We start from the raw sequence: 19,593 nt of genomic DNA, 5'->3' as shown, positions 1-19,593 counted from the left end.
CGGGATGCTCAGCCCCGTTGTTCGGCGTACGCGGCGAGCCAGGCGACCTGGGCCGGGTCCAGGGACGGGCGGACCCGGGACCGGGCCGCCGCCACGTGCTCGGCGGTGACCGTGGAGGCGGTGAGCGACTCGCGCATCGCGGCCAGCGCTGCCTCCCGGACCAGCGCCGCGCAGTCGGCGGCCGAGAACCCGTCCAACTCCGCGCCGAGGGCGGGAAGGTCGACGCCCTCGGCGAGGGGCACGTTGCGTGCTGCGGCCCGCAGGATCTCCGTCCGGGCCTCGGCGTCCGGTGGTGGCACGTAGACCAGCCGTTCCAGCCGCCCCGGGCGCAGCAGCGCCGGGTCGACCAGGTCGGGACGGTTCGTCGCGGCGACCACCACCACGTTGCGCAACGCCTCCACCCCGTCCAGCTCGGTCAGCAGGGCGGCGACCACCCGGTCGGCGGTGCCGCCGTCGGTGGCCTGGCCGCGTACCGGGGCGAGGGCGTCCACTTCGTCGAGGAAGACAAGCGTGGGGGCGGCCTCCCGGGCCCGACGGAACAGCTCCCGTACCGCGCGTTCGCTCTCGCCGACCCACTTGGACAGCAGCTCCGCGCCCTTGACCGACAGCACGTTCGCCCGGCCGGTCCCGGCCAGCGCGGTCACCAGGTAGGTCTTGCCGCAGCCCGGTGGACCGTAGAGCAGCACCCCGCGCGGCGGTTGCACGCCGAGCCGGGCGAAGGTGTCCGGGTAGGTGAGCGGCCACAGCACCGACTCGGTGAGCGTCTGCTTGACCTCCACCAGGTCACCGACGTCGTCCAGGGTGACCCGGGCCAGTTCGAGGGTGGCGGCGGCCATGGTGGTCGGCCGTACCACCTCCAGGGCGGCGGTGAAGTCGGCCATCAGCACCGTGGGGGTCTGCGCCGACTTCTGCCGCAGGGCCGCGCGCACCCCGGCCTCCCGGACCAGCGCGGCCAGGTCGGCGGCGACGAAACCGGGGGTACGCGTGGCCACCTCGTCCAGCCGTACGTCGTCGGCGAGCGGCACCGGACGGGTCAGCACGGTCAGCTGCTCCCGGCGCAGGGCGGCGTCGGGCAGCGGCACGTCGATCCGCAACGAGAGCAGGTCCGGGGCGCGTAGCGCCGGGTCGACCGCTTCAGGTCGACTGCTGGTGCCGACCACCGCCGCTCCGGCCCGTACGAGTTGTGCCACGCACTGCCGGAACACGGTCGCCACCGGTCCGGGAGCCTCCGCCGGGGCCAGCGCCTCCACGTCGGTGACCAGCAGCACGGCCGGCCCGGCGGCCAGCGCCTCGGCCGTCACCGCCCGGAGCCGGGCTGCGGCCGAGTCGTTCGTCAACGCCGCGACCTCCGGCGCCCAGAGCGGATGCACCCGGGCGCCGACCTGGGCGGCCACCGCCCGCACCAGGGCCGCCTTGCCGGAGCCGGCCGGCCCGCTCACCAGCACCCCCAGCGCCACTGCGGTGCCCAACCGGCTGAGCACCTCCCGATGGTGGAAACCGAGGTCGAGCAGCTCGGTCAGCTCCTCCGCCTGGGCGCGCAGGCCCGGCAGCTCGTCCACCGACGGTACGGCCCCGACGTTGGCGTCGGCGTCCGACTCGATGTCGGAACCACCAGCCGTCCCGGGCTCCGTCGAACGGCCGTCGACGCTACCGTCGCCAGCGGTGCCGCCCGTCGGCCAACTGCCCTGCCCGACGCCCGTCGTCCAGCCGCCCTGCCCGACGCCCGTCGCCTGGCCGCGCGTTCCGACGCCCGCCGCCCGGCTGGCCGCAGCGGTCGCCGGGGGGACGCCGGTGCCATTGTGGGTCGCGGGACCGTGTTCCCAGGCGACGAGGGTGTCCATGGTGACAAGCGCGCCCGGATCCGGTTCGGCGGCCAACACCCGCAGCAGGGTGCTGGTCCAGGCGTAGCCGACCCGGGTGGAGAGGCTGCGCCGGGCCGCCTCGACCAGGGTGCGGGTCGAGGCGTCCGGCAACACATCCTGCGGCAGCAGGGAGACGTCGTCCCCGGTGGTGACCACCTTGCCGAGCAGCGCCAGCCGCAGCATCTCGGGGGAGACCACCGCGACGACCTCGGCCGGCCCGGCGAGCAGCACCCGGCGGGCCGGGGTGACCGGAGTCGGACTCAGTCTCACCTGCCCGCCGTCGCGTACGCCGAGGTTGCCCAGCATCAGGTCGTCGGCGTGCAGCAGGGCCGCGCTGGCGGTGCCCTCGGCCGCCGCGACGAGGCCGGCGGTCACCCGCCGTCCCGCGAGCCGGACCGGATCACCTGGGCGCAGCGCGAGGGCGGTGAGCGCCTCCGGGTGCAGCCGGACGATGCCCCGCCGGGCGTCCAGTGCGGCCGGCCGCAGGCTCGCGATCAGGGTCAGCTCGGGTTCGCCCACCGCCCGACCCTAGCGTGCGTGTGGAAGCCCCTGGTCAGCCTGCGGGTTCCTCCCCGGTGAGCAGGGACGGGTCGCGGCGGATCAGCTCGGCCAGCCGGGCTGCCGGATCCTCGCTCAGCCCGTCCTGGGCGGCGGACCAGCCGGGCACCGTCTTGACCGACAGTGGCCAGGAAGGTGGCGGCGCGGCCGGCTGTCCGCTGACCGTGACCTCCTGATCGACCCAGGTCACCCGCAGGTCGTACGCCTGCCCGTCGTGCTCGACCCGAGCGGCGACGGACGCCCCCGGGTGCGCGGCGACGGCCGCGCGCAGCGCCTCGGCCACGTCCTCCACCGGGTGCCGTGGCGGGGCCTCGTGGGCCGGTTCGTGGACCCCGGCCCAGCCGGGTCCCGCGTTGCGGCTGTCGGTCCGACCCCAACCGGCACCGGACCCGTGGCCCGGCTCCGGACCGGGCTGGTCGTCGGCCGCCACGGTCGGGTCCGTGGCCCGTCGACGCAGCGCCTCCTCACGCCGACGCATCCGGGCCAGAGTCTCGTCCAGTCCGCCTCTCATCCGCCTCACCCCTTCCCACGAGGGGCCTGCGAGCCGGTCGGCTCAGGCCCGTTTCTCCCGGGTGGCCCGGTCCAGCGCGCGGTCCAGGACGACCAGCAGGGCGTCCCGGACCGAAAGCCGGTCCCGTGCGTCGAACTGCACCAGGGGTACATGTTCGCCGATCGCCAGAGCCCACCGGATCGCACCCAGGTCGTGCGCCAACCGCCCGTCGAAGGCGTTGACCCCGACTACGAACGGCAGTCCCGACCGTTCGAAGAAGTCGATCGCCGGGTAGCAGTCGTCGAGCCGGGCGCTGTCGACCACCACCAGTGCGCCGAGCGCACCCCGGGCCAGGTCGTCCCACATGAAGCCGAAACGGGTCTGGCCCGGCGTACCGAACAGGTAGAGCTTCAGGCTTCGATCGATGGTGACACAACCGAAGTCCATCGCCACCGTGGTGGTGGTCTTTCCGGAGCGCTGACCAGGGTCGTCGACCCCGATCCCGGCGGTGGTCATCTCCGCCTCGGTGGTCAGCGGGGCGATCTCCGAGATCGAGCCCACGGTGGTGGTCTTGCCGACCCCGAAGCCGCCGGCCACCAGGATCTTCACCGGTATCGGCGGGGTCGCCCGGTGCGTACCCGTGGTGGCGGGCGTCGCGGCCGGCGGCCGGTACGGCGGCGGCGCCGGTGCGGCGTGGGCCGGTGGCGGTGGCGCGGTGGCCCGGCCGATGGATGGTGGGGTAGGTGTCGGACCGGCGTAGCGGGCCGCGGCGCTGTTGGCGGCGAGCGCGCCCGGTGGCGCGGCGGGCCAGTCAGGAGATTGCACGGAGTCCATCAATCACTCGCAGGATGACGTCGGGGTCGAGGGCGTCGTCGGCGTCGGTCACGTGTACGTCCAGGTGGCCGGCGGCGCGCAGATCGCCCACCAGCACTCGGGTCACGCCGAAGTGCAACCGGGTCTTGGCGGAGATCTCGGCCACCGAGATCGGCTCACCGCAGAGCGCCACGATCGCCTGGAGTTCCGGGCTCAACCGGGTGGCCGTGACGTTCCTCGCTTCGGTGGTCGGTCGGGCGGTCACCTGGGTCTCCAGGCCGATCGTGGGGTCGGCGCCGGCCACCCGGCCGGCGGTCAGCACGAAGGGGCGAGGTCCGGTCGGCCCGGCCTCCTCGGGCTCCGGTCCGATCGCCGCCGGTGCGCCCGCCGGGCCGGCGGAGCCGGCCGGGGAGGACTCGCGCAGGTAGGGCCGGATGCGGATCACCGGCTCCTGTTCGGCACCGGCGGCGTCGGGATTCATTGCTGTACGGAGTTCTTGAGCTCGGCGATCAGGCGCGGGGTGAGCGCACCGCCGGCCCGACCGGCGAAGAGGGTCATCTCGTAGGCGACGGTGCCCAGGTTCGCCGACCGGTCGGCGACCACGCCGAGCACCGAACCGCTGCTGATCGCACTGATCAGGAGATAACCCTCGGCCATGTCCACCACGACCCGGTTGAGACCGCCCAACGCGTACCAACTGGCGGCCCCGCCGGCCAGGCTGGTCATCCCGGAGACGACTGCGGCGAGCCGCTCCGCGTTGGACCTGTCCTTGATCGCGGACATGGCCATCAGCAGGCCGTCCGACGACACGGCGATCGCCTCCAGCACCCCCGCGGTCCCGGAGGTGAAGGAATCCAGCAGCCAGTTGAAGGTGCGGGCCTCGGGGCTGAGGTCGCCGGCGGGGTGGCTCTGGTGGTCGAGGTTCTCGTGCACGTGCGGGCTGGTCAACGTGGCGTTCCTTCGTCGTCGCTGCGGTCGTTACGGACATCGCGCAGAGCCCGGGCGACGCCCGTCTCGAACGCGTTGATGCGATCGCGGACCTCGGCCGGATCGCCCGGGTCCTGGGTGAGCGGTTGTTGCGGTAGCTGCGCGATCAAGTTGGCGCCGGGCACCCTGCGGGACAGCTGAGTCAGCCCCGGCGGAGCGGGCGGCTCGACCGGCTGCGGCAGCGCGTCGGCCTGGCTCAACTCGGCCCGGCGTACCCCCGACTCGAACGCCTCGACGGCGGCGCGAGCGGCGCTCGGGTCCACGCTGCTGGAGTCGGCCCGGCCCACCTTCGGTGCCGTCCTCGGCAGGCTGGCGCCGGGCACCCGCTGCCGGATGCCGGGCATCGGGGCCGGCGGGGTGGCCGAAGCCGGTGTGACCTGCGGCACCGTCACGGTCGCCGCGTCGATTGCGGCCGATTGCTCGTCGGTCTTCCCGACGGGCTCCGGGCCGGTGCCGAACGCGTCCCAGGACTCGGACAGTTCCATGCTCTCGGTTGCCCGGGTCAGCAACGTGGGATTGAACCCGACCGGTTCCGGCACGGGGGTGGCCAGGTCCACTGACGCCTGGGTGTCCCGGGTCGGTGGCACCGCTTCGAGCTGGTGCCGGGCCGGCAGGGCGGCCACCGGCGCGGCCCGGCCGACCGGTGGAACGGGGAGGCCGGCCGGCTCGGGCGTCCCGACGACCAGCGACGTACGGGGAATCCGGAGGGTCGCGGTGACGCCGCCGCCCGGGGTGGCGGAGAGATCGACCGCCCACCGGTGCCGGCGGGCCAACCGACCCACCACGAACAGCCCCAGCACCTCGGTCGGAGCAAGGTCCAGCCGCTCCCGTCGGGTGATGCGGGCGTTCTCGTCGGCCAGCCGCGCCTCGGTCATGCCGATGCCGTGGTCCACCACGGTGAGCTGTACGCCGCTCTCGGTGAGTTCGCCGCTGACCAGCACCCTGGTGTGCGGCGGCGAGAAGACGGTGGCGTTCTCCATCAGTTCGGCGAGCGCCAGCACCAGGTCGCCGACGATCGCGGGTGCGGCGGCGGCCTCGGTCGGCACCTGGACGTCCACCCGGGTGTAGTCCTCGATCTCACCGAGGGCGAGGCGGACCACGTTGGCCAGCGGAACCGGCGCGACGTGCGCGACGTCACCCACCGCGCCGGAGAGCACCACGAGGTTGCCCGCGTTGCGCCGCAGCCGGCTGGAGATGTGGTCGAGCCGGTACAGGTTCTCCAACCGCCCCGGATCGGTCTCCTGCTGCTCCAACCGGTCGATCAGGGCGATCTGCCGACCGACCAGGTTCTGGGTACGCCGGCCGACGTGGCCGAACATCTGGGCGACGTTGCGTCGGCTCGCCGCCTGCCGCTCCACCAGCCGTGCGGCCGTGTGCTGTACCCGTTCGAAGGCGCGGGCCAGGTCGCCGACCTCGTCCCTGGCACGGACATCGACGGGATCGAGGCGAACGGGTTGGGCGTTGTCGACCTCGTCGTCGGCCACCCGGACCAGCTCGGACTCGGCGACCCGGGCGACCCGGTCCGCGGAGCGGGTGAGCCGGGTCAGTGGCCCGGTCACCGTGCGGCCGATGGCCAGGGCGAGCAGCACCACGCCGACCAGGATCACCGCGACCAGCACGGTCACCCAGTACGCCCCGGAGAGCGCCGTCTGCCGTTGTGCGCGTACCTCGGCGGTCACGTCGGCGACCAGTTTCTTCTCGACGAACTGACCCAGCGTGATCAGCGAGGAAACGGTGGGGAAGAGAGCCTGGATGGGGATGTCCGCCACCGCGGCCACCGGGTCCAGGGCGCTCTGTTGGAGGAACTCGGGGCTGGTTCGGGCGTCGACAGCGGTCTGCTCGATGTTCACAAGCGCCTGCTGCTCCGGGGTGAGCAGGCCGAGCATCTTGCTGCTCTCCGACTGGAGGGTGGCCATGTTGGCCACGAAGGCGGTGGCGAACTGCGGGTTCGGCGAGGCGGCGACCAACACGATCAGGGCACCGCCGCTGCTGAGGCCCTCGCTCTTGCGCAGGATGCTGTCCAGGGCCAGCGTCTGGCGTCCGGCCGGGGTCCGGGTGTCCACGTCGTGCGGCAGCCGCAACGAGTCGATCAGGGCGATGTGGACCGGCCCGTACGCGCCGATGACCTGCGGCGGCGCGGCCTGTCCGGCCAGTACTGCCGTGCGTACCTCGGCGAGTTGCGCAACGCCGTCGAGTGCCGTGTCCACCTCGGCCGGAAGGTCACCGTCGAAATCGGCCCGCAGATCGACGATCCGGTCGTCCACCTCCGCGATCTCCTGCACCAGCGTGGTGCGCTCGACCTGCCCGAGCAGGAGCCCGACGGCGAGCATCCGTTCCCGCTGCAGGTGCTGAAGCAGGGTGCCGACCCGACTGGCGAGCTGGACGGTCTGGTCGATGTCGGCGGCCCGCTGGGCCACACCGGCTCGTTCCCAGACCACCGGCAGGGTCAGCCCAAGCATGCCGAGCAGGGGGATGGTCACCAGCAGGCTGAGTTTGCCGCGGATGCGGAGCCTACCGAGCAGCATCGAAGGGCCTCCACCGATCCGGCTCGTGGACCTGTCCCACCGGCTGAAGCGCCGGTGGTGGTTCGACGGGACGTGACCCGACGGCACCCCACTGGATGCCGGACGGCGGAGGCGGCACGACTCCGCCTGCCGGCACGCCGCCGCCTGCCGACGCGGCGGAGGTGTCTCTCGGACGGGACATCCAGCCGCTCACCGCGAGACCGACCAGCAGCAGTGCGGCGAGGCCGCCCGCGCCGAGAATCAGCAGGCGATCCCGGTCCAACCCGTCGAGTCGCTCCACCAGCAGCCGGTCGATCTCGTCGAGAAGGACCGGGTGGAGTTGCTTCGCGGCCTGCTGCGCCTCGTTGCGGGCGGCGAGGAGCCGCGTCGTGTCGACCGTGCCGGCCCGATCGACCGGCTGGGAGTGCAGGGCCATCGTCTCGACGGCGCGCTGGTAGGCGTCGAAGGGGGTGAGCACGTTCGCACCCAGGTCGGCACTTTCCGTGTTCTCCACCACCGCCCGCAGGTTGCTGGCCAGGTCGTTGGCGGGTTGCAGGGCGGCAGCCCGGAGGGTGGCCAGCTGGCTGAGCGACTGGATCCGTTCGGCCGTGGGCCGGCGGTTCATCAGGACGGCCAGGTCGGTGAGGCGGCCGGCGGCCACCATCGCCTCCGGCATCTCCTCCGCGACGCCGTCCTGCAGGAAGTACGCGTCGACACCGGGGTCCCGGATCAGGCCGGAGGTCTCCCGGACCTTGCCGTGCAGGGCCAACAGCAGGTCGGTGACCTCGCCGTACACGGTGAAGGCGGTCTCCGGGTCGGCCAGTGAGCGTTCGGGGAGCGCCTCCAACTTCGCGCGGAGCCCGGCCCACCGCTCGCTGGTGCTCAACTCACCACCGATGCGCGCGTCGACCGCGGCGGCCCGCTCGACCGCCTGGTCGAGGGTGTCCCGGCGCAGCGACCGGCCGGTGACGGCGGCGCTCTGCGCGTCGACAAGCGCGTCGGTCACCGGACCGAGGGCGCGGAGGTACTCGACGCCGAGCCGTTCCCGCCCGACGACCTCGCGGTCGTTGTCGACGAACTGGTGTGCCTGTACGACGAGGAACGCCACCGGCAGCAGCAGCGCGGTGGCGAGTAGCAGCGGCAACAGCCGGCCCGGTGTCCGGGGCCGGCGACGGACCCGCGGAGCGGGAACGGTCATGGTTGTCTCCTCCGGCATGGCGCAGGTTGTCCGACGGCGTCGACGAGCCGGTCCCGTGCGCCGGACCGGAAAACTAATCGAAGGCTGGTGCTATCGGTCGGCCGGCAACCGTCAGCTTTGCGTCACTTCGAGCGATGTGACTCACGGCGATCAATTCGCTCACGGTAAGTGCCGTTCATGTGGGAGATAGGCGTACTTGAGTATAGATTCGAGCGAAAGGCAGGAATTTCCGCGATGCGAAGTCATCCCAAAGGTTCGCCGACTGGACGCTGTGCGGATGACCTTCGCCGGATGACGATCGGGCTACCAGAACGGACGTACGGCGGATCTCAGCTAATACCCAGGTTTCGGGCCGTACCGTGTGCCCAATGAGATCGCCGTTCTCGGCCGCGCGGATCCGACGTGCCCTGCCCACCGGTCGCCGGGCCGTCGCCGCCACCGCGGCTGTCGTCCTGCTGGCGGCGGCCGTGGTGTGGGCGGTGTGGCCGGACCGGCCGGCCTTCCGCACGGAGTCCGCGATGCTCACCGTCCGGTCCGGACCGGACGGTGACGAGCCGGTCGACCTGGACACCACGCTGTACCTTCCGCTCGACGCCGCCGCCGGCCGCGAGGTGCCGGCGGTCCTGCTCGCCCACGGCTTCGGTGGCACCAAGGAGTCGGTCCGCACCGACGCCGAGGATCTGGCGGACCGGGGGTACGCCGTACTGACCTGGACCGCGCGCGGCTTCGGTCGCAGCGGCGGCCAGATCCACCTGGACAGTCCCGACCACGAGGTACGCGACGCGCAGCGGCTGCTGGACTGGCTCGCCGCGCGTCCGGAAATCCGCACCGACGCCACCGGCGATCCCCGGGTGGGTGTGGTCGGCGGCTCCTACGGCGGTGCCCTGGCACTGCTGCTCGCCGCCCAGGACCAGCGGGTCGACGCGATCGTTCCCATGATCACCTGGAACGACCTGTCCCGCGCCTTCCTGCCGGAGAGCACCGGCGGCGAGCCGACCGAGGGCGTGTTCAAGTCCGGCTGGGCCGGCATCTTCTTCGGCGGCGGCGGAAACGTCGGCTCCGGCCCGGCCGGGATCTCCGGCACCGGCGCCGAGACGCCGGAGGGCGCGCCCGGCGCCGGGCCGCCCAGCCCCGCCCCGGGCCAGGGACCCGGCACCGCACCCGGCGCACCGGCCGTCGGCGGTCTGCCCGATCCCTCCTGCGGACGGTTCGCCGCCGACGTCTGCGCCGCGTACCTGCGCATCGCCGCCACCGGCCGGGCCGACCAGGGCGCCGTCGACCTGCTGCGCCGGTCCAGCCCGGCCGGGGTGCTGGACCGGATCACCGCGCCCACCCTGCTGGTGCAGGGCGCGGCGGACACCCTCTTCCCGCTCGCCGAGGCCGACGCCAACGCCCGGGGCATCGCCGCGAACGGCACCCCGGTCCGGGTCGCCTGGTTCACCGGCGGCCACGACGGCGGCTCCGGACCGCAGACCGACTCCGACCGGGTGAAGTTCCTGACCGCGCAGTGGCTCGACCACTACGTGTCCGACGACGGTGACTCGCCCGGCGACACCTTCACCTTCTCGCGGATCGCCGGCTTCGACGCCATGGACCGTGGTTTGGTCGCCACCGGTTACCGCACCGAGGACTATCCCGGTATCGGCGGCGACTCCCGGGTGGAGGTGGCCGTGGCCGGCCCGGCTCAGCCGGTGGCCAACCCGCCCGGCGGCAACCCGGCCGCGATCTCCTCGGTGCCGTTCGCCGGTTCGCTGAGCTCGCTGCTCGGCGGGGTGGCCGGCGACATACCCGGGCAGCACGCCCGGTTCGAGTCCGAGCCGTTGACCGAGGCGGTCGACATCGTCGGTACGCCGACCGTGTCGCTGCGCGCCGCGTCGAGCAGCGGCGAGGCCGTCCTCTTCGCCAAGCTCTACGTGGTCGACCCGGAGGGGGCGGCAACCCTGCCCAGCGGCCTGATCGCGCCGATCCGGCTCACCGGCCTGCCGGCGAGCGTCGACGCCGCCGCGCCGGTCACCGTCACCCTGCCGGCGATCGTGCACCGGGTGGAGGCCGGGCACCGGCTCCGGCTGGTGGTGGCCACCTCGGACCAGGCGTACACGACCCCGATCGAGCCGGCGGTCCACACCGTCGCGGTCGGCGACACGCCGATCAGCCTGCCGACTGTCGACAGCGACCCGATCCCCACCGAGGCGGCGCTCTGGCGCTGGATCCTGGTCGGGCTGCTCGCCGCGATCGTGGTCGGGCTCGTCGTGCTCGTGGCCGTGCTGCGCCGCCGGCACCGTCGCCAGGACACCTCCGTGCATCCGGAGTACGCGGACACCCCGCTGGCCGTGCGCCGGCTGCGCAAGGAGTACGCCGACGGCTTCGTCGCGGTCTCCGAGGTGGACTTCGAGGTGCACCCCGGTCAGGTGGTCGGCCTGCTCGGGCCCAACGGCGCCGGCAAGACCACCACGCTGCGGGTGCTGATGGGGCTGACCCAGCCGACCGCGGGGGAGATCTACGTCTTCGGGCACCGTCTGGTGCCCGGCTCGCCGGTGCTGTCGCGGATCGGTGCGCTGGTGGAGGGGCCGGGGTTCCTGCCGCATCTGTCCGGCCTGGAGAACCTTGAGGCGTACTGGCGGGCGACTGGCCGGCCGAAGGCCGACGCCCACTTCGAGCAGGCACTGGAGATCGCCGGGCTGGGTTCCTCGGTACACCGGCGGGTGCGTAAGTACAGCCACGGCATGCGGCAACGCCTCGCCATCGCCCAGGCCATGCTCGGTCTGCCGGAACTGCTGGTGCTCGACGAACCGACCGACGGGCTGGACCCACCGCAGATTGCCGAGATGCGCCGGGTACTCCAGCGGTACGCGACCGACGGTCGGGCGGTGCTGGTCTCCAGCCACCTGCTCGCCGAGGTGGAGCAGACCTGTACCCACGCCGTGGTGGTGAACAAGGGCCGCATCGTCGCCTCCGGACCGGTCGAGGAGATCGTCGGTGACTCGCCCAGCGTGCTGTTCGAGGTGAGCGACCCGACCGCGGCCCGGACCGTGCTCGACGGCCTCGGCCGCGTACGCGTGCTGGACGACGCCGACGGGCAGTTGGTGGTGGACACCAACGGCACCGCCCGCAGCGAAGTGGTCGCCGAGCTGGTCCGGGCCGGCATCGCGGTGGACCGGGTGGTGCCCCGGCGCCGCCTGGAGGACGCCTTCCTCGCCCTGGTGGGCGAGAACTCTCGGGGAAGCGGGGACCGGTGATGGCGGGATCGACTGTCGAGCCGACGGGGGACACGACAAGCGTCGCCGCCTCGGGAGCGGCGGCGGGTTACCGGCCCGCCCGGACGCTGCCGTTCGGTGCCGAGTTCCGCCGGCAGGCGTCGCGTCGGCGTACCCAGTTGGCGCTCGGCTTCATGGTGCTGCTGCCGCTGATCATCCTGATCGCGTTCCAGTTCGACACCAACGACGACGACAACGGCGGGGGCGAGTTCGGCAGCCTGATCGATCTCGCCACCTCTGGTGGGTTGAACTTCACCCTCTTCACCATCTTCGTGTCCGCCTCGTTCCTGCTTGTCGTTGTGGTCGCGCTGTTCTGCGGCGACACGGTGGCGAGCGAGGCGAGTTGGGGAAGCCTGCGCTACCTGTTGGCGATTCCGGTGCCCCGCGCCCGACTGCTCACGGTGAAGCTGCTTGTCGCGCTCGCGTACTCGGCGCTGGCACTGATCCTGCTCGCCGGCACGGCACTGGCCATCGGCACCCTGCGCTACGGCTGGTCGCCGCTGCGCAGCACGGTCGCCGCGCAGTTGGAGCCGGGCGAGGGGCTGCTGCGGTTGCTCGCGGTGCTCGGGTACCTGGCGATCGTCCTGCTGGTGGTCGCGGGCCTGGCCTTCCTGCTGTCGGTGACCACCGACGCGGCGCTGGGCGCGGTGGGTGGCGCGGTGCTGCTGTGGATTCTCTCCAGCATCCTGGACCAGATCACCGCGCTCGGCGCGATCCGGTCCTTTTTGCCGACCCACTACAGCACCGCGTGGTTGGGACTGCTCTCCACGCCCGTACAGACCGACGACATCGTGCGGGGCACGGTCTCGGCGATCTGCTACGCGACCGTGTTCTGGGGCCTGGCGTTCTGGCGTTTCACCCGCAAGGACATCACCAGCTGAGCCCGTTGTCCGCGCCCGCTCGGCCCGTGTGCTCCGTCCGGTCAGAGCAGCGGGACCGGTGTGGTGGGCGGCGGGTTGGGCACCGCCCGCGTCGGCTCCGGCGTGCTCGGCTCGCGTTTCTGCCAGGCGCTGACCCCGAGCCGGTCGGTGTTGCCCAGGTCGATGTGGCCCTGTATGACGACCCGTTGCGCGGGTCGGCCGCGCAGCGGGGCGACGTCGAGGTGCTCGGCGTTGGTCGCCACCACTGTCGGGTTGTCGACCAGGTTGCGCCAGAGCAGGGCGGTGCCGGCCGCCTCGCCGGGGGCCAGGACCAGGGGGCGGGGTGGGTCGTCGAAGCCGGACGTGATCCCCTTCGCGCCCCGGATCACCCGAACCGGGATGACGTCGCCGTCCGCGTCCCGCAGTCGCGGCTCAGGGTAGCCGTGCAGCCGGTAGGGGCGGTCGCCGCAGTTGACCAGTTCCAGGCCCATCGCCCGCAGCCCCATCGCGGCGCTGACGCCGCGGTAGGTGATCCGCACACCGGAGTCGGGGCAGCCGGACGTAGGGCCGTTGCTTCCCCCGGGATCGCCGTCCCGGGAGGGCGTGCCGCCGAGCTCGGCGGCGTCGGACGGAGCGCTGCCGGGTCCACGGGAAGCCGGGGTCGGGCCGGGCGGCGCACTCGCGAGGCCGCCGGCCGGGGCGCAGCCGGCGAGCAGGCCGAGCGTTGCGGTGATCGAGACCGACACGGCGACGAGCCGACGCCCACCGGGGGCCGGGCTGCGGACCGTTGTGGGTGGCATCGGAGCATCGTCGCACCCGGCCACGGCGGCTTGTGCTCCCGCCACCCACGTAAGCAGACCATAAGGTTTCCGTGGTAGGGGTACCCCCGAAAGTTTCGGCCGCTAGACTGAGTGTGGGAGCGTTCCCAACAAGAGAGATTGCATCGACAACTATCTATAGATTCCGCATTCTGGTACCACCACCCCACTCGTAGGAGGTACCAATGCGTACTGACCGGTTCGGCGGGCCGGCTCTGTCCCTGTTCCGCATTGTCATCGGGCTGTTATTTCTCATTCACGGCATGTCGTCCGTCTTCGGCGTCTTCGGCGGCAACCGTGGCACCGGCGAGGCGGTGCCGCTCGGCCAGTGGCCGGGCTGGTACGCCGCGATGATCCAGTTGATCTGCGGTGCCCTCGTGCTCCTCGGCCTGTTCACCCGACCCGCGGCTCTGGTGGCGTCGGGCTCCATGGCCTACGCGTACTTCGTCGTCCATCAGCCCGAGGCGCTGCTGCCGCTGCGCAACAACGGCGAACTGTCCGTCCTCTTCTGCTGGGCGTTCTTCCTGGTGGCGGTGCTCGGCCCGGGCACCTGGGCGGTGGACACGCTCTGGCGACGCGGGGCCGCCACGGTCGCCCTGGCCGAGGACGAACGGCGGTCCGTGCCAGCCTGACGGTGATGCTCAGCGGCGCCGGGGGCACGAACGGCGCCGCTGAGGTTTCGCTCACAGGCTGAGATTGGCAGGCGACGGCCGCGTCCGGATTGCCTAGACTCGGCGACACAACTGCATACCTCATCCAGAGGGGCTGAGGGATACGGCCCGACGACGCCCCGGCAACCACCTCGCGCGCTCACCGTTGAGCGTCCGGCGGGGCAGGTGCCAATTCCGTCCCCGCCGCAGGGTGCGATGCGGGGAAAGATGAGAGGACTTCGACATGACGTCGACGCTCGCCCCGTCCGGCATCGACACCGCCGCCAGCCCCGCCCGTGCCCTGGTCTGCCGGGCCTGTTCGGCCCGCTACCCGCTCGCCGCCCAGCACGCCTGTTACGAGTGTTTCGGCCCGCTGGAGGTCGACTACGACCCGGCCGCACTCGCCACCGTCACCCGCGAGCAGATCGAGGCCGGCCCGCGCAACCTCTGGCGCTACGCCGCCCTGCTGCCCGCCGGCCAGGACCCGGCCGCCCGGGTCACCCTGGACCCGGGTTTCACCCCGCTGGTGGCCGCCGACCAGCTCGCCGCCGAGTTGGGCATCACCGCTCCGCTCTGGGTCAAGGACGACAGCGCCAATCCCACCCACTCCTTCAAGGACCGGGTGGTGTCGGTGGCGCTGACCGCCGCCCGCGCGCTGGGCTTCTCCCGGTTCGCCTGCGCCTCCACCGGCAACCTGGCCAACTCCGTGGCCGCGCACGCCGCCCGGGTGGGTGCGCCCTCCGTGGTCTTCATCCCCAGCGACCTGGAGCAGGGCAAGGTCGTCACGACCGCCGTCTACGGCGGTGACCTGGTCGCCATCGACGGGTCGTACGACGACGTGAACCGGCTCTGCGGCGAACTGGTCGAGACCGACGAGTTCGAGGACACCGCCTTCGTCAACGTCAACGTGCGGCCGTACTACGCGGAAGGGTCCAAGACGCTCGGCTACGAGGTGGCCGAGCAACTCGGTTGGCGGATCCCCGCCCAGGTGGTCATCCCGATGGCCTCGGGCGAGCTGCTCACCAAGATTGACAAGGCGTTCAGCGAGCTGGTCGAGATCGGCCTGGTCGAGGCCCCGGCCGGTGGCTGGAAGGTCTTCGGGGCGCAGTCGGCCGGCTGCAACCCGATCGCCACCGCACTGCACGGCGGCACCGACGTCATCACCCCGGTCAAGCCGACCGGGATCGCCAAGTCGCTGAACATCGGCGACCCGGCCGCCGGGCTGTACGCCCTGGAGGCGGTGCGCCGCACCGGTGGCTGGATGGACTACGCCGACGACGACGAGATCCGATCGGGGGTACGCCTGTTGGCGCGTACCACCGGGGTCTTCGCGGAGACGGCCGGCGGGGTGACCGTGGCGGTGCTGCGCAAGCTTGTCGAATCGGGCCGGCTGGACCCGACCGCCGAGACGGTGGTGTTCAACACCGGCGAAGGACTGAAGACCCTCGACGCGGTCGCCGGCGAGGTCGGCCCCACCCACCGGATCAAGCCTTCGTTGCGGGCCGCCCGCGACGCGGGCCTGCTGACCTGACGACGAACGGATTAGTAAGCGGCATTTCGCAGGGAGTGAGCGAAACACGCCGCCAGGGACTTGACGACCGCAAACGGACGGCGCAAGATGCTCCGTGCGGGAGGGCGCTTCGCCGTAGACTTTCAGTCTTTACGACCCAGCGCCGGAGGCGTTGTGCGATCGTCCCTCCCGACCAACGTCCGAGCGGGCCAGCGAAAATTCGCTGGCCCGCTCGTCTGTCGCTGGCGCAGGCTGCCGGCATGACCATCACCATCACCCCGGTCTGGGCCGCCGACGAGGCGGCCGTCGAGCAGGCGTATCAGATCGGTGCCGCACAGGTGGCCGCCGACGAGCCGGACTTCCCGCCGCTCTGCCGGCGACGATTCACCGCCCTGCTCCGCCATCCGATGCCGGGCTACGAAACCAGCATGCTGCTGGCGTGGATCGACGGTGTGCCGGCCGGTTTTCTCCGGCTGGACCTGCCGCAGCTGGACAACACCGAGAACGCCTCCGCTGAGCTGATCGTGCATCCGGCACGACGCCGCCGAGGCGTCGGCCGAGCGTTGGCCGAACATGGCCTCGGCCTGCTGCGCGAGCGCGGGCGTAAACGGGTGAGTGCGATGAGCCGGGCGGAGCTTGCCGGCGAGCCCGGCCGCCGGTCGCCGGGTAACGCATTCGCTGCGGCCATGGGCGCGGTCGACGCCCTGACCGATGTGCGGCGACGCCTCGACACCGCCGACCTCGATCAGGCGAAGCTGGACGCGCTGCTGGCCGACGCCCGGGATCGCTCGACCGGCTACCAGGTGCTGTGCTGGCGCGGGTACACGCCCGACGACCTGGCCGCCGACGTGGCGTACCTCGACGGACGGCTGCTGGCCGACGCGCCGATGGGCGATCTGGCGTGGGAGCCGGAGCAGGTCGACGCCGACCGTCTGCGCGGCACCGAGTCGGCGCTGGACGCGCGGGGTCGGCGGCGTTACCACGTCGGCGTCCGCCACGAGGCATCCGGTCGGCTGGTCGCGTGGACGCTGTTGGACGTCGGTGCCTCCGCGGACTGGCACTCGTTCCAGCAGATCACAATCGTCGACCCCGAGCACCGGGGACACCGGCTGGGCCTACTCGCCAAGATCGAAAACTTGCGGCACCTGCTCGCCCACGAGCCGGGCGTACGAGTGATCGACACCTTCAACGCGGCCAGCAACGACCACATGATCGCCATCAACGAGCAGCTCGGTTTCCGGGTGCAGGACCGGTGGAGCAACTGGCAGCTCAACGTGTGACAGGCGAAAACCGGTGGCGGTGGCCGGGCGGTGCCGGCACGCTCACCGCCATGGACATCGCCGTCATGCCGTACGAGTCCACCGACGAGGCAGCGCTCGACGAGGCGTACCGCGTTGTCGCGGCGGCGCAGGCGGTCGACCTGCCCGATCTGCCGGTGGGAGACCGGGCCGAGTTCGGGCTCCTGGTCGCCCATCCGCCGCACGGCAACGTGATCCATCAGGCGTTGGCCCGGCGGGACGGCGAGGTGGCCGGTCACCTGCGGATGCGGCTGCCGCAACTGGAGAACACCGGCATCGCCACCGTCGAGCTGACCGTCGATCCGGCGCGGCGGCGGCGGGGGGTGGGCCGAGCACTGCTGGCGTACGCCCGGAAGGTGGCCGCCGAGCACGGCCGCGAGCGGTTGATCGGTGAGACCCCCGGGCCGCTGCCCGGCGGACCGGGGCGGGAGGCGCCCGGGGCGGCCTTCGCGGCGGCGGCCGGCGCGCAGGCCGCGTTGGCAGAGGTGCGGCGTCGACTGGACACCACGCGGCTGGACCCGGCGGCTCTGACCGCCCTGCACAATGCTGCCCGCACCCGGGCCGCCGGTTACCGGACGGTGGCCTGGCGCGGGCCGGTGGCCGAGGAGTACGTGGTCGACATCGCCAGGCTGGAGAGTCGGCTGCTCGTCGACGCGCCGATGGGGGATCTCGCGATCGAGGCGGAGCAGGTGGACGCCGCGCGGCTGCGGGAGATCGAGCGGATCCAGCGATTGCGGGGCCGACGGCGTTACCACGTCGGCGCGGTGCACGAGGCCACCGGCCGGATGGTCGCCTGGACGATGATCGACAGGGGCCCGTCGACGCCGTGGCACGCCTGGCAGGAGATCACCATCGTCGACCCCGCACACCGGGGTCATCGCCTCGGCCTGCTCGTCAAGGTCGAGAACCTTCGGCACGCACTTGCCCACGAGCCGGGCCTGGCCGCGATCGACACCTGGAACGCGGCGGTCAACGATCACATGATCAGCATCAACGAGCAGCTCGGGTTCCGCCCGGTCGACGCCTGGACCGATTGGCAGCTGACCATCTGAAGTTGTGACACGCCCCTACTGATCTGAGGGCTTCGTGTTGCATGATGGCGGGCATGACGGAGACCCCGCACCCCCGCTACGACAGGCACGCCGAGACCCTCAACCGCGCGCTGACCGCGATCACGGAGCGGGGATACTGGTCCGCCTACCCGGAATCACCAAGCCCACGGGTGTACGGCGAGACCGCCGCCGCCGACGGCAAGGCCGCCTTCGAGGCGTACCTGGGCGGGGACTTCCCGCTCGACCAGCCGGGTGGCGGCGACCGGGTCGCCACCGAGCACAGCCCGTTCGGCGTCGCCCTGAACGTCCGCTACCCGCACGCCGACGCCGAACAACTGGTCACCGCCGCGTCAGCGGCGCTGCCCGCCTGGCGGGACGCCGGCCCGCAGACCCGGGTGGGTGTCTGTCTGGAGATCCTCGACCGGCTGCACAAGAACATCTTCGAGCTGGCCAACGCGGTGCAGTTCACAAGTGGTCAGGCGTTCGTGATGGCCTTCCAGGCCGGTGGCGCGCACGCCCTGGACCGCGCGCTGGAGGCGCTGGCCTACGCGTACGCGGAGATGACCCGGCACCCGGGCACCGCCGGCTGGGAGAAGGCCGCCGGCAAGGGCGACCCGCTGCGGATGTCCAAGACCTTCCACGTGGTGCCCCGGGGCGTGGCCCTCGTCATCGGCTGCAACACCTTCCCGACCTGGAACTCGTACCCGGGTCTGTTCGCCTCGCTGGTCACCGGCAACCCGGTCGTGGTCAAGCCGCACCCGCGCGCCGTGCTGCCGCTGGCCATCACCGTGCGGTACGCCCGGGAGGTGCTCGCCGAGGCCGGCTTCGACCCGAACCTGGTGCTGCTGGCCGCCGAGGCCCCCGGCGAGAAGCTCGCCTCGACGCTGGCCCTGCACCCGGCGGTGAAGATCGTCGACTTCACCGGCTCCACCGAGTACGGCGACTGGTTGGAGGCGAACGCCCGCCAGGCGGCGGTGTACACCGAGAAGGCGGGGCTCAACACGGTGGTGATCGACTCCACCGACGACTTCGCCGGGATGTGCCGCAACCTGGGCTTCACGCTGACGCTCTACAGCGGGCAGATGTGCACCACCTCGCAGAACATCTTCATCCCCCGGGACGGCATCGACACCGATCAGGGGCACAAGAGCTTCGACGAGGTGGCCGGCGGCATCGCCGCGGCGGTCGGCAAGCTCACCGGTGACCCGGCCCGCGGGGTGGAACTGACCGGCGCGATCGTCAACGACGGGGTGCTGGAGCGGCTGAATGAGGTGACCAAGGTCGGTTCGCCGGTGCTGGAGTCGCGTACCGTCGAGCACCCCTCGTTCCCGGACGCCGTGGTGCGTACGCCGGCCATCGTGAAGTTGGACGCGGGTGACACCGAGACCTACTCGCGGGAGTGGTTCGGGCCGATCTCCTTCGCCATCGCCACCGACTCCACGGCGCACAGCCTGGAGATCCTGCGCTCGACCGTGGGCGAGAAGGGCGCCCTCACCGCGGCGGTCTACTCCACCGACGACGCGGTGCTGGACGCCACCGAGGCGGCGGCGATCGAGGTCGGGGTGCACCTGTCGGCCAACCTCACCGGCGGCGTCTTCGTGAACCAGTCGGCGGCCTTCTCCGACTTCCACGGCAGCGGAGCGAACGCGGCGGCGAACTCGGCGTTGACCGACGGGGCGTACGTGGCGAACCGGTTCCGGGTCGTGCAGAGCCGTCGACACGTCTGAGAGCTGATGCGG

Annotated in this window: 15 protein-coding genes and 1 riboswitch; of the genes, 7 read left to right on the top strand and 8 right to left on the bottom strand. The window is 72.1% G+C overall.

What is annotated here, in order from left to right; translation table 11 throughout:
• Positions 1-8 precede the first annotated feature (8 nt).
• The 7 genes from Vse01_RS06880 to Vse01_RS06850 are packed head-to-tail and all read right to left on the bottom strand — an operon-like array spanning position 9 to position 8,412.
• On the bottom strand, positions 9-2,381 hold the full coding sequence (locus tag Vse01_RS06880; RefSeq protein WP_093403340.1) for an AAA family ATPase: 2,373 nt from the start codon (positions 2,379-2,381) through the stop codon (positions 9-11).
• A gap of 34 nt (positions 2,382-2,415) precedes the next feature.
• Positions 2,416-2,931, bottom strand: coding sequence for a hypothetical protein (locus Vse01_RS06875; RefSeq protein ID WP_093403342.1), 516 nt, complete (start codon positions 2,929-2,931; stop codon positions 2,416-2,418).
• 42 nt (positions 2,932-2,973) lie between these two features.
• On the bottom strand, positions 2,974-3,744 hold the full coding sequence (locus Vse01_RS06870; protein WP_170863395.1) for a GTP-binding protein: 771 nt from the start codon (positions 3,742-3,744) through the stop codon (positions 2,974-2,976).
• Positions 3,722-4,204, bottom strand: a complete 483-nt coding sequence (locus Vse01_RS06865; RefSeq protein WP_093403343.1) for a DUF742 domain-containing protein — start codon at positions 4,202-4,204, stop codon at positions 3,722-3,724. Before Vse01_RS06865 ends, Vse01_RS06870 begins: the two co-directional genes overlap by 23 nt.
• On the bottom strand, positions 4,201-4,671 hold the full coding sequence (locus Vse01_RS06860) for a roadblock/LC7 domain-containing protein (RefSeq protein WP_093403345.1): 471 nt from the start codon (positions 4,669-4,671) through the stop codon (positions 4,201-4,203). Before Vse01_RS06860 ends, Vse01_RS06865 begins: the two co-directional genes overlap by 4 nt.
• On the bottom strand, positions 4,668-7,235 hold the full coding sequence (locus tag Vse01_RS06855) for a nitrate- and nitrite sensing domain-containing protein (RefSeq protein WP_093403346.1): 2,568 nt from the start codon (positions 7,233-7,235) through the stop codon (positions 4,668-4,670). The genes Vse01_RS06860 and Vse01_RS06855 overlap by 4 nt, the downstream gene beginning before the upstream one ends.
• A complete protein-coding gene (locus Vse01_RS06850; RefSeq protein WP_093403691.1) occupies positions 7,222-8,412 on the bottom strand; it encodes a hypothetical protein in 1,191 nt (396 codons plus the stop codon). The genes Vse01_RS06855 and Vse01_RS06850 overlap by 14 nt, the downstream gene beginning before the upstream one ends.
• Before the next feature lie 368 nt (positions 8,413-8,780).
• On the opposite strand from Vse01_RS06850, the gene Vse01_RS06845 reads away from it, so the two are divergent.
• Entirely contained in the window at positions 8,781-11,648 is a 2,868-nt protein-coding gene (locus Vse01_RS06845) for an alpha/beta fold hydrolase (protein ID WP_093403348.1), read from the top strand.
• Positions 11,648-12,547: an ABC transporter permease gene (locus tag Vse01_RS06840; protein ID WP_093403349.1), complete on the top strand. Its 900-nt coding sequence runs from the start codon at positions 11,648-11,650 to the stop codon at positions 12,545-12,547. The genes Vse01_RS06845 and Vse01_RS06840 overlap by 1 nt, the downstream gene beginning before the upstream one ends.
• A 41-nt stretch (positions 12,548-12,588) precedes the next feature.
• Here Vse01_RS06840 and Vse01_RS06835 read toward each other — a convergent pair whose 3' ends face one another.
• Positions 12,589-13,326 (bottom strand): DUF4232 domain-containing protein, encoded by a 738-nt coding sequence (locus Vse01_RS06835; RefSeq protein ID WP_093403351.1) that lies wholly within the window; start codon positions 13,324-13,326, stop codon positions 12,589-12,591.
• Positions 13,327-13,529: 203 nt separating this feature from the next.
• Here Vse01_RS06835 and Vse01_RS06830 point away from each other — a divergent pair, with 203 nt between their 5' ends.
• The 5 genes from Vse01_RS06830 (at position 13,530) to paaN (ending at position 19,581) form a co-directional block, all read left to right on the top strand.
• The gene (locus Vse01_RS06830) at positions 13,530-13,976 is read left to right on the top strand and encodes a DoxX family protein (RefSeq protein ID WP_093403352.1); all 447 of its coding nucleotides are present in this window, start codon (positions 13,530-13,532) and stop codon (positions 13,974-13,976) included.
• Positions 13,977-14,093: 117 nt separating this feature from the next.
• Positions 14,094-14,229: riboswitch (SAM riboswitch) on the top strand.
• A gap of 9 nt (positions 14,230-14,238) precedes the next feature.
• On the top strand, positions 14,239-15,525 hold the full coding sequence (thrC, locus tag Vse01_RS06825; RefSeq protein ID WP_093403354.1) for a threonine synthase: 1,287 nt from the start codon (positions 14,239-14,241) through the stop codon (positions 15,523-15,525).
• Positions 15,526-15,764: 239 nt separating this feature from the next.
• Positions 15,765-16,784 (top strand): GNAT family N-acetyltransferase, encoded by a 1,020-nt coding sequence (locus Vse01_RS06820; RefSeq protein WP_093403355.1) that lies wholly within the window; start codon positions 15,765-15,767, stop codon positions 16,782-16,784.
• Between the two features lie 50 nt (positions 16,785-16,834).
• Complete coding sequence (locus Vse01_RS06815; protein ID WP_093403693.1) at positions 16,835-17,854, top strand: GNAT family N-acetyltransferase; 1,020 nt, start codon at positions 16,835-16,837, stop codon at positions 17,852-17,854.
• A gap of 53 nt (positions 17,855-17,907) precedes the next feature.
• Positions 17,908-19,581 (top strand): phenylacetic acid degradation protein PaaN, encoded by a 1,674-nt coding sequence (gene paaN, locus Vse01_RS06810; protein WP_170863396.1) that lies wholly within the window; start codon positions 17,908-17,910, stop codon positions 19,579-19,581.
• The last annotated feature ends 12 nt before the right edge of the window (positions 19,582-19,593 follow it).

This window comes from Micromonospora sediminimaris, assembly GCF_016863575.1.
GTDB lineage: Bacteria > Actinomycetota > Actinomycetes > Mycobacteriales > Micromonosporaceae > Micromonospora > Micromonospora sediminimaris.
Note: the sequence above shows the minus strand (reverse complement) of the source record. Positions and strands in the feature narration are given on the sequence as shown.

Bases quoted from the DNA above. Each gene is read 5' to 3' on its own strand.
- Vse01_RS06845 (WP_093403348.1), top strand. From the start codon at position 8,781: ATGAGATCGCCGTTCTCGGCCGCGCGGATCCGACGTGCCCTGCCCACC.
- Vse01_RS06875 (WP_093403342.1), bottom strand. From the start codon at position 2,931: ATGAGAGGCGGACTGGACGAGACTCTGGCCCGGATGCGTCGGCGTGAG.
- Vse01_RS06870 (WP_170863395.1), bottom strand. From the start codon at position 3,744: ATGGACTCCGTGCAATCTCCTGACTGGCCCGCCGCGCCACCGGGCGCG.
- thrC (WP_093403354.1), top strand. From the start codon at position 14,239: ATGACGTCGACGCTCGCCCCGTCCGGCATCGACACCGCCGCCAGCCCC.
- Vse01_RS06840 (WP_093403349.1), top strand. From the start codon at position 11,648: ATGGCGGGATCGACTGTCGAGCCGACGGGGGACACGACAAGCGTCGCC.
- Vse01_RS06835 (WP_093403351.1), bottom strand. From the start codon at position 13,326: ATGCCACCCACAACGGTCCGCAGCCCGGCCCCCGGTGGGCGTCGGCTC.
- Vse01_RS06815 (WP_093403693.1), top strand. From the start codon at position 16,835: ATGGACATCGCCGTCATGCCGTACGAGTCCACCGACGAGGCAGCGCTC.
- Vse01_RS06865 (WP_093403343.1), bottom strand. From the start codon at position 4,204: ATGAATCCCGACGCCGCCGGTGCCGAACAGGAGCCGGTGATCCGCATC.
- Vse01_RS06855 (WP_093403346.1), bottom strand. From the start codon at position 7,235: ATGCTGCTCGGTAGGCTCCGCATCCGCGGCAAACTCAGCCTGCTGGTG.
- Vse01_RS06850 (WP_093403691.1), bottom strand. From the start codon at position 8,412: ATGACCGTTCCCGCTCCGCGGGTCCGTCGCCGGCCCCGGACACCGGGC.
- Vse01_RS06830 (WP_093403352.1), top strand. From the start codon at position 13,530: ATGCGTACTGACCGGTTCGGCGGGCCGGCTCTGTCCCTGTTCCGCATT.
- Vse01_RS06820 (WP_093403355.1), top strand. From the start codon at position 15,765: ATGACCATCACCATCACCCCGGTCTGGGCCGCCGACGAGGCGGCCGTC.
- paaN (WP_170863396.1), top strand. From the start codon at position 17,908: ATGACGGAGACCCCGCACCCCCGCTACGACAGGCACGCCGAGACCCTC.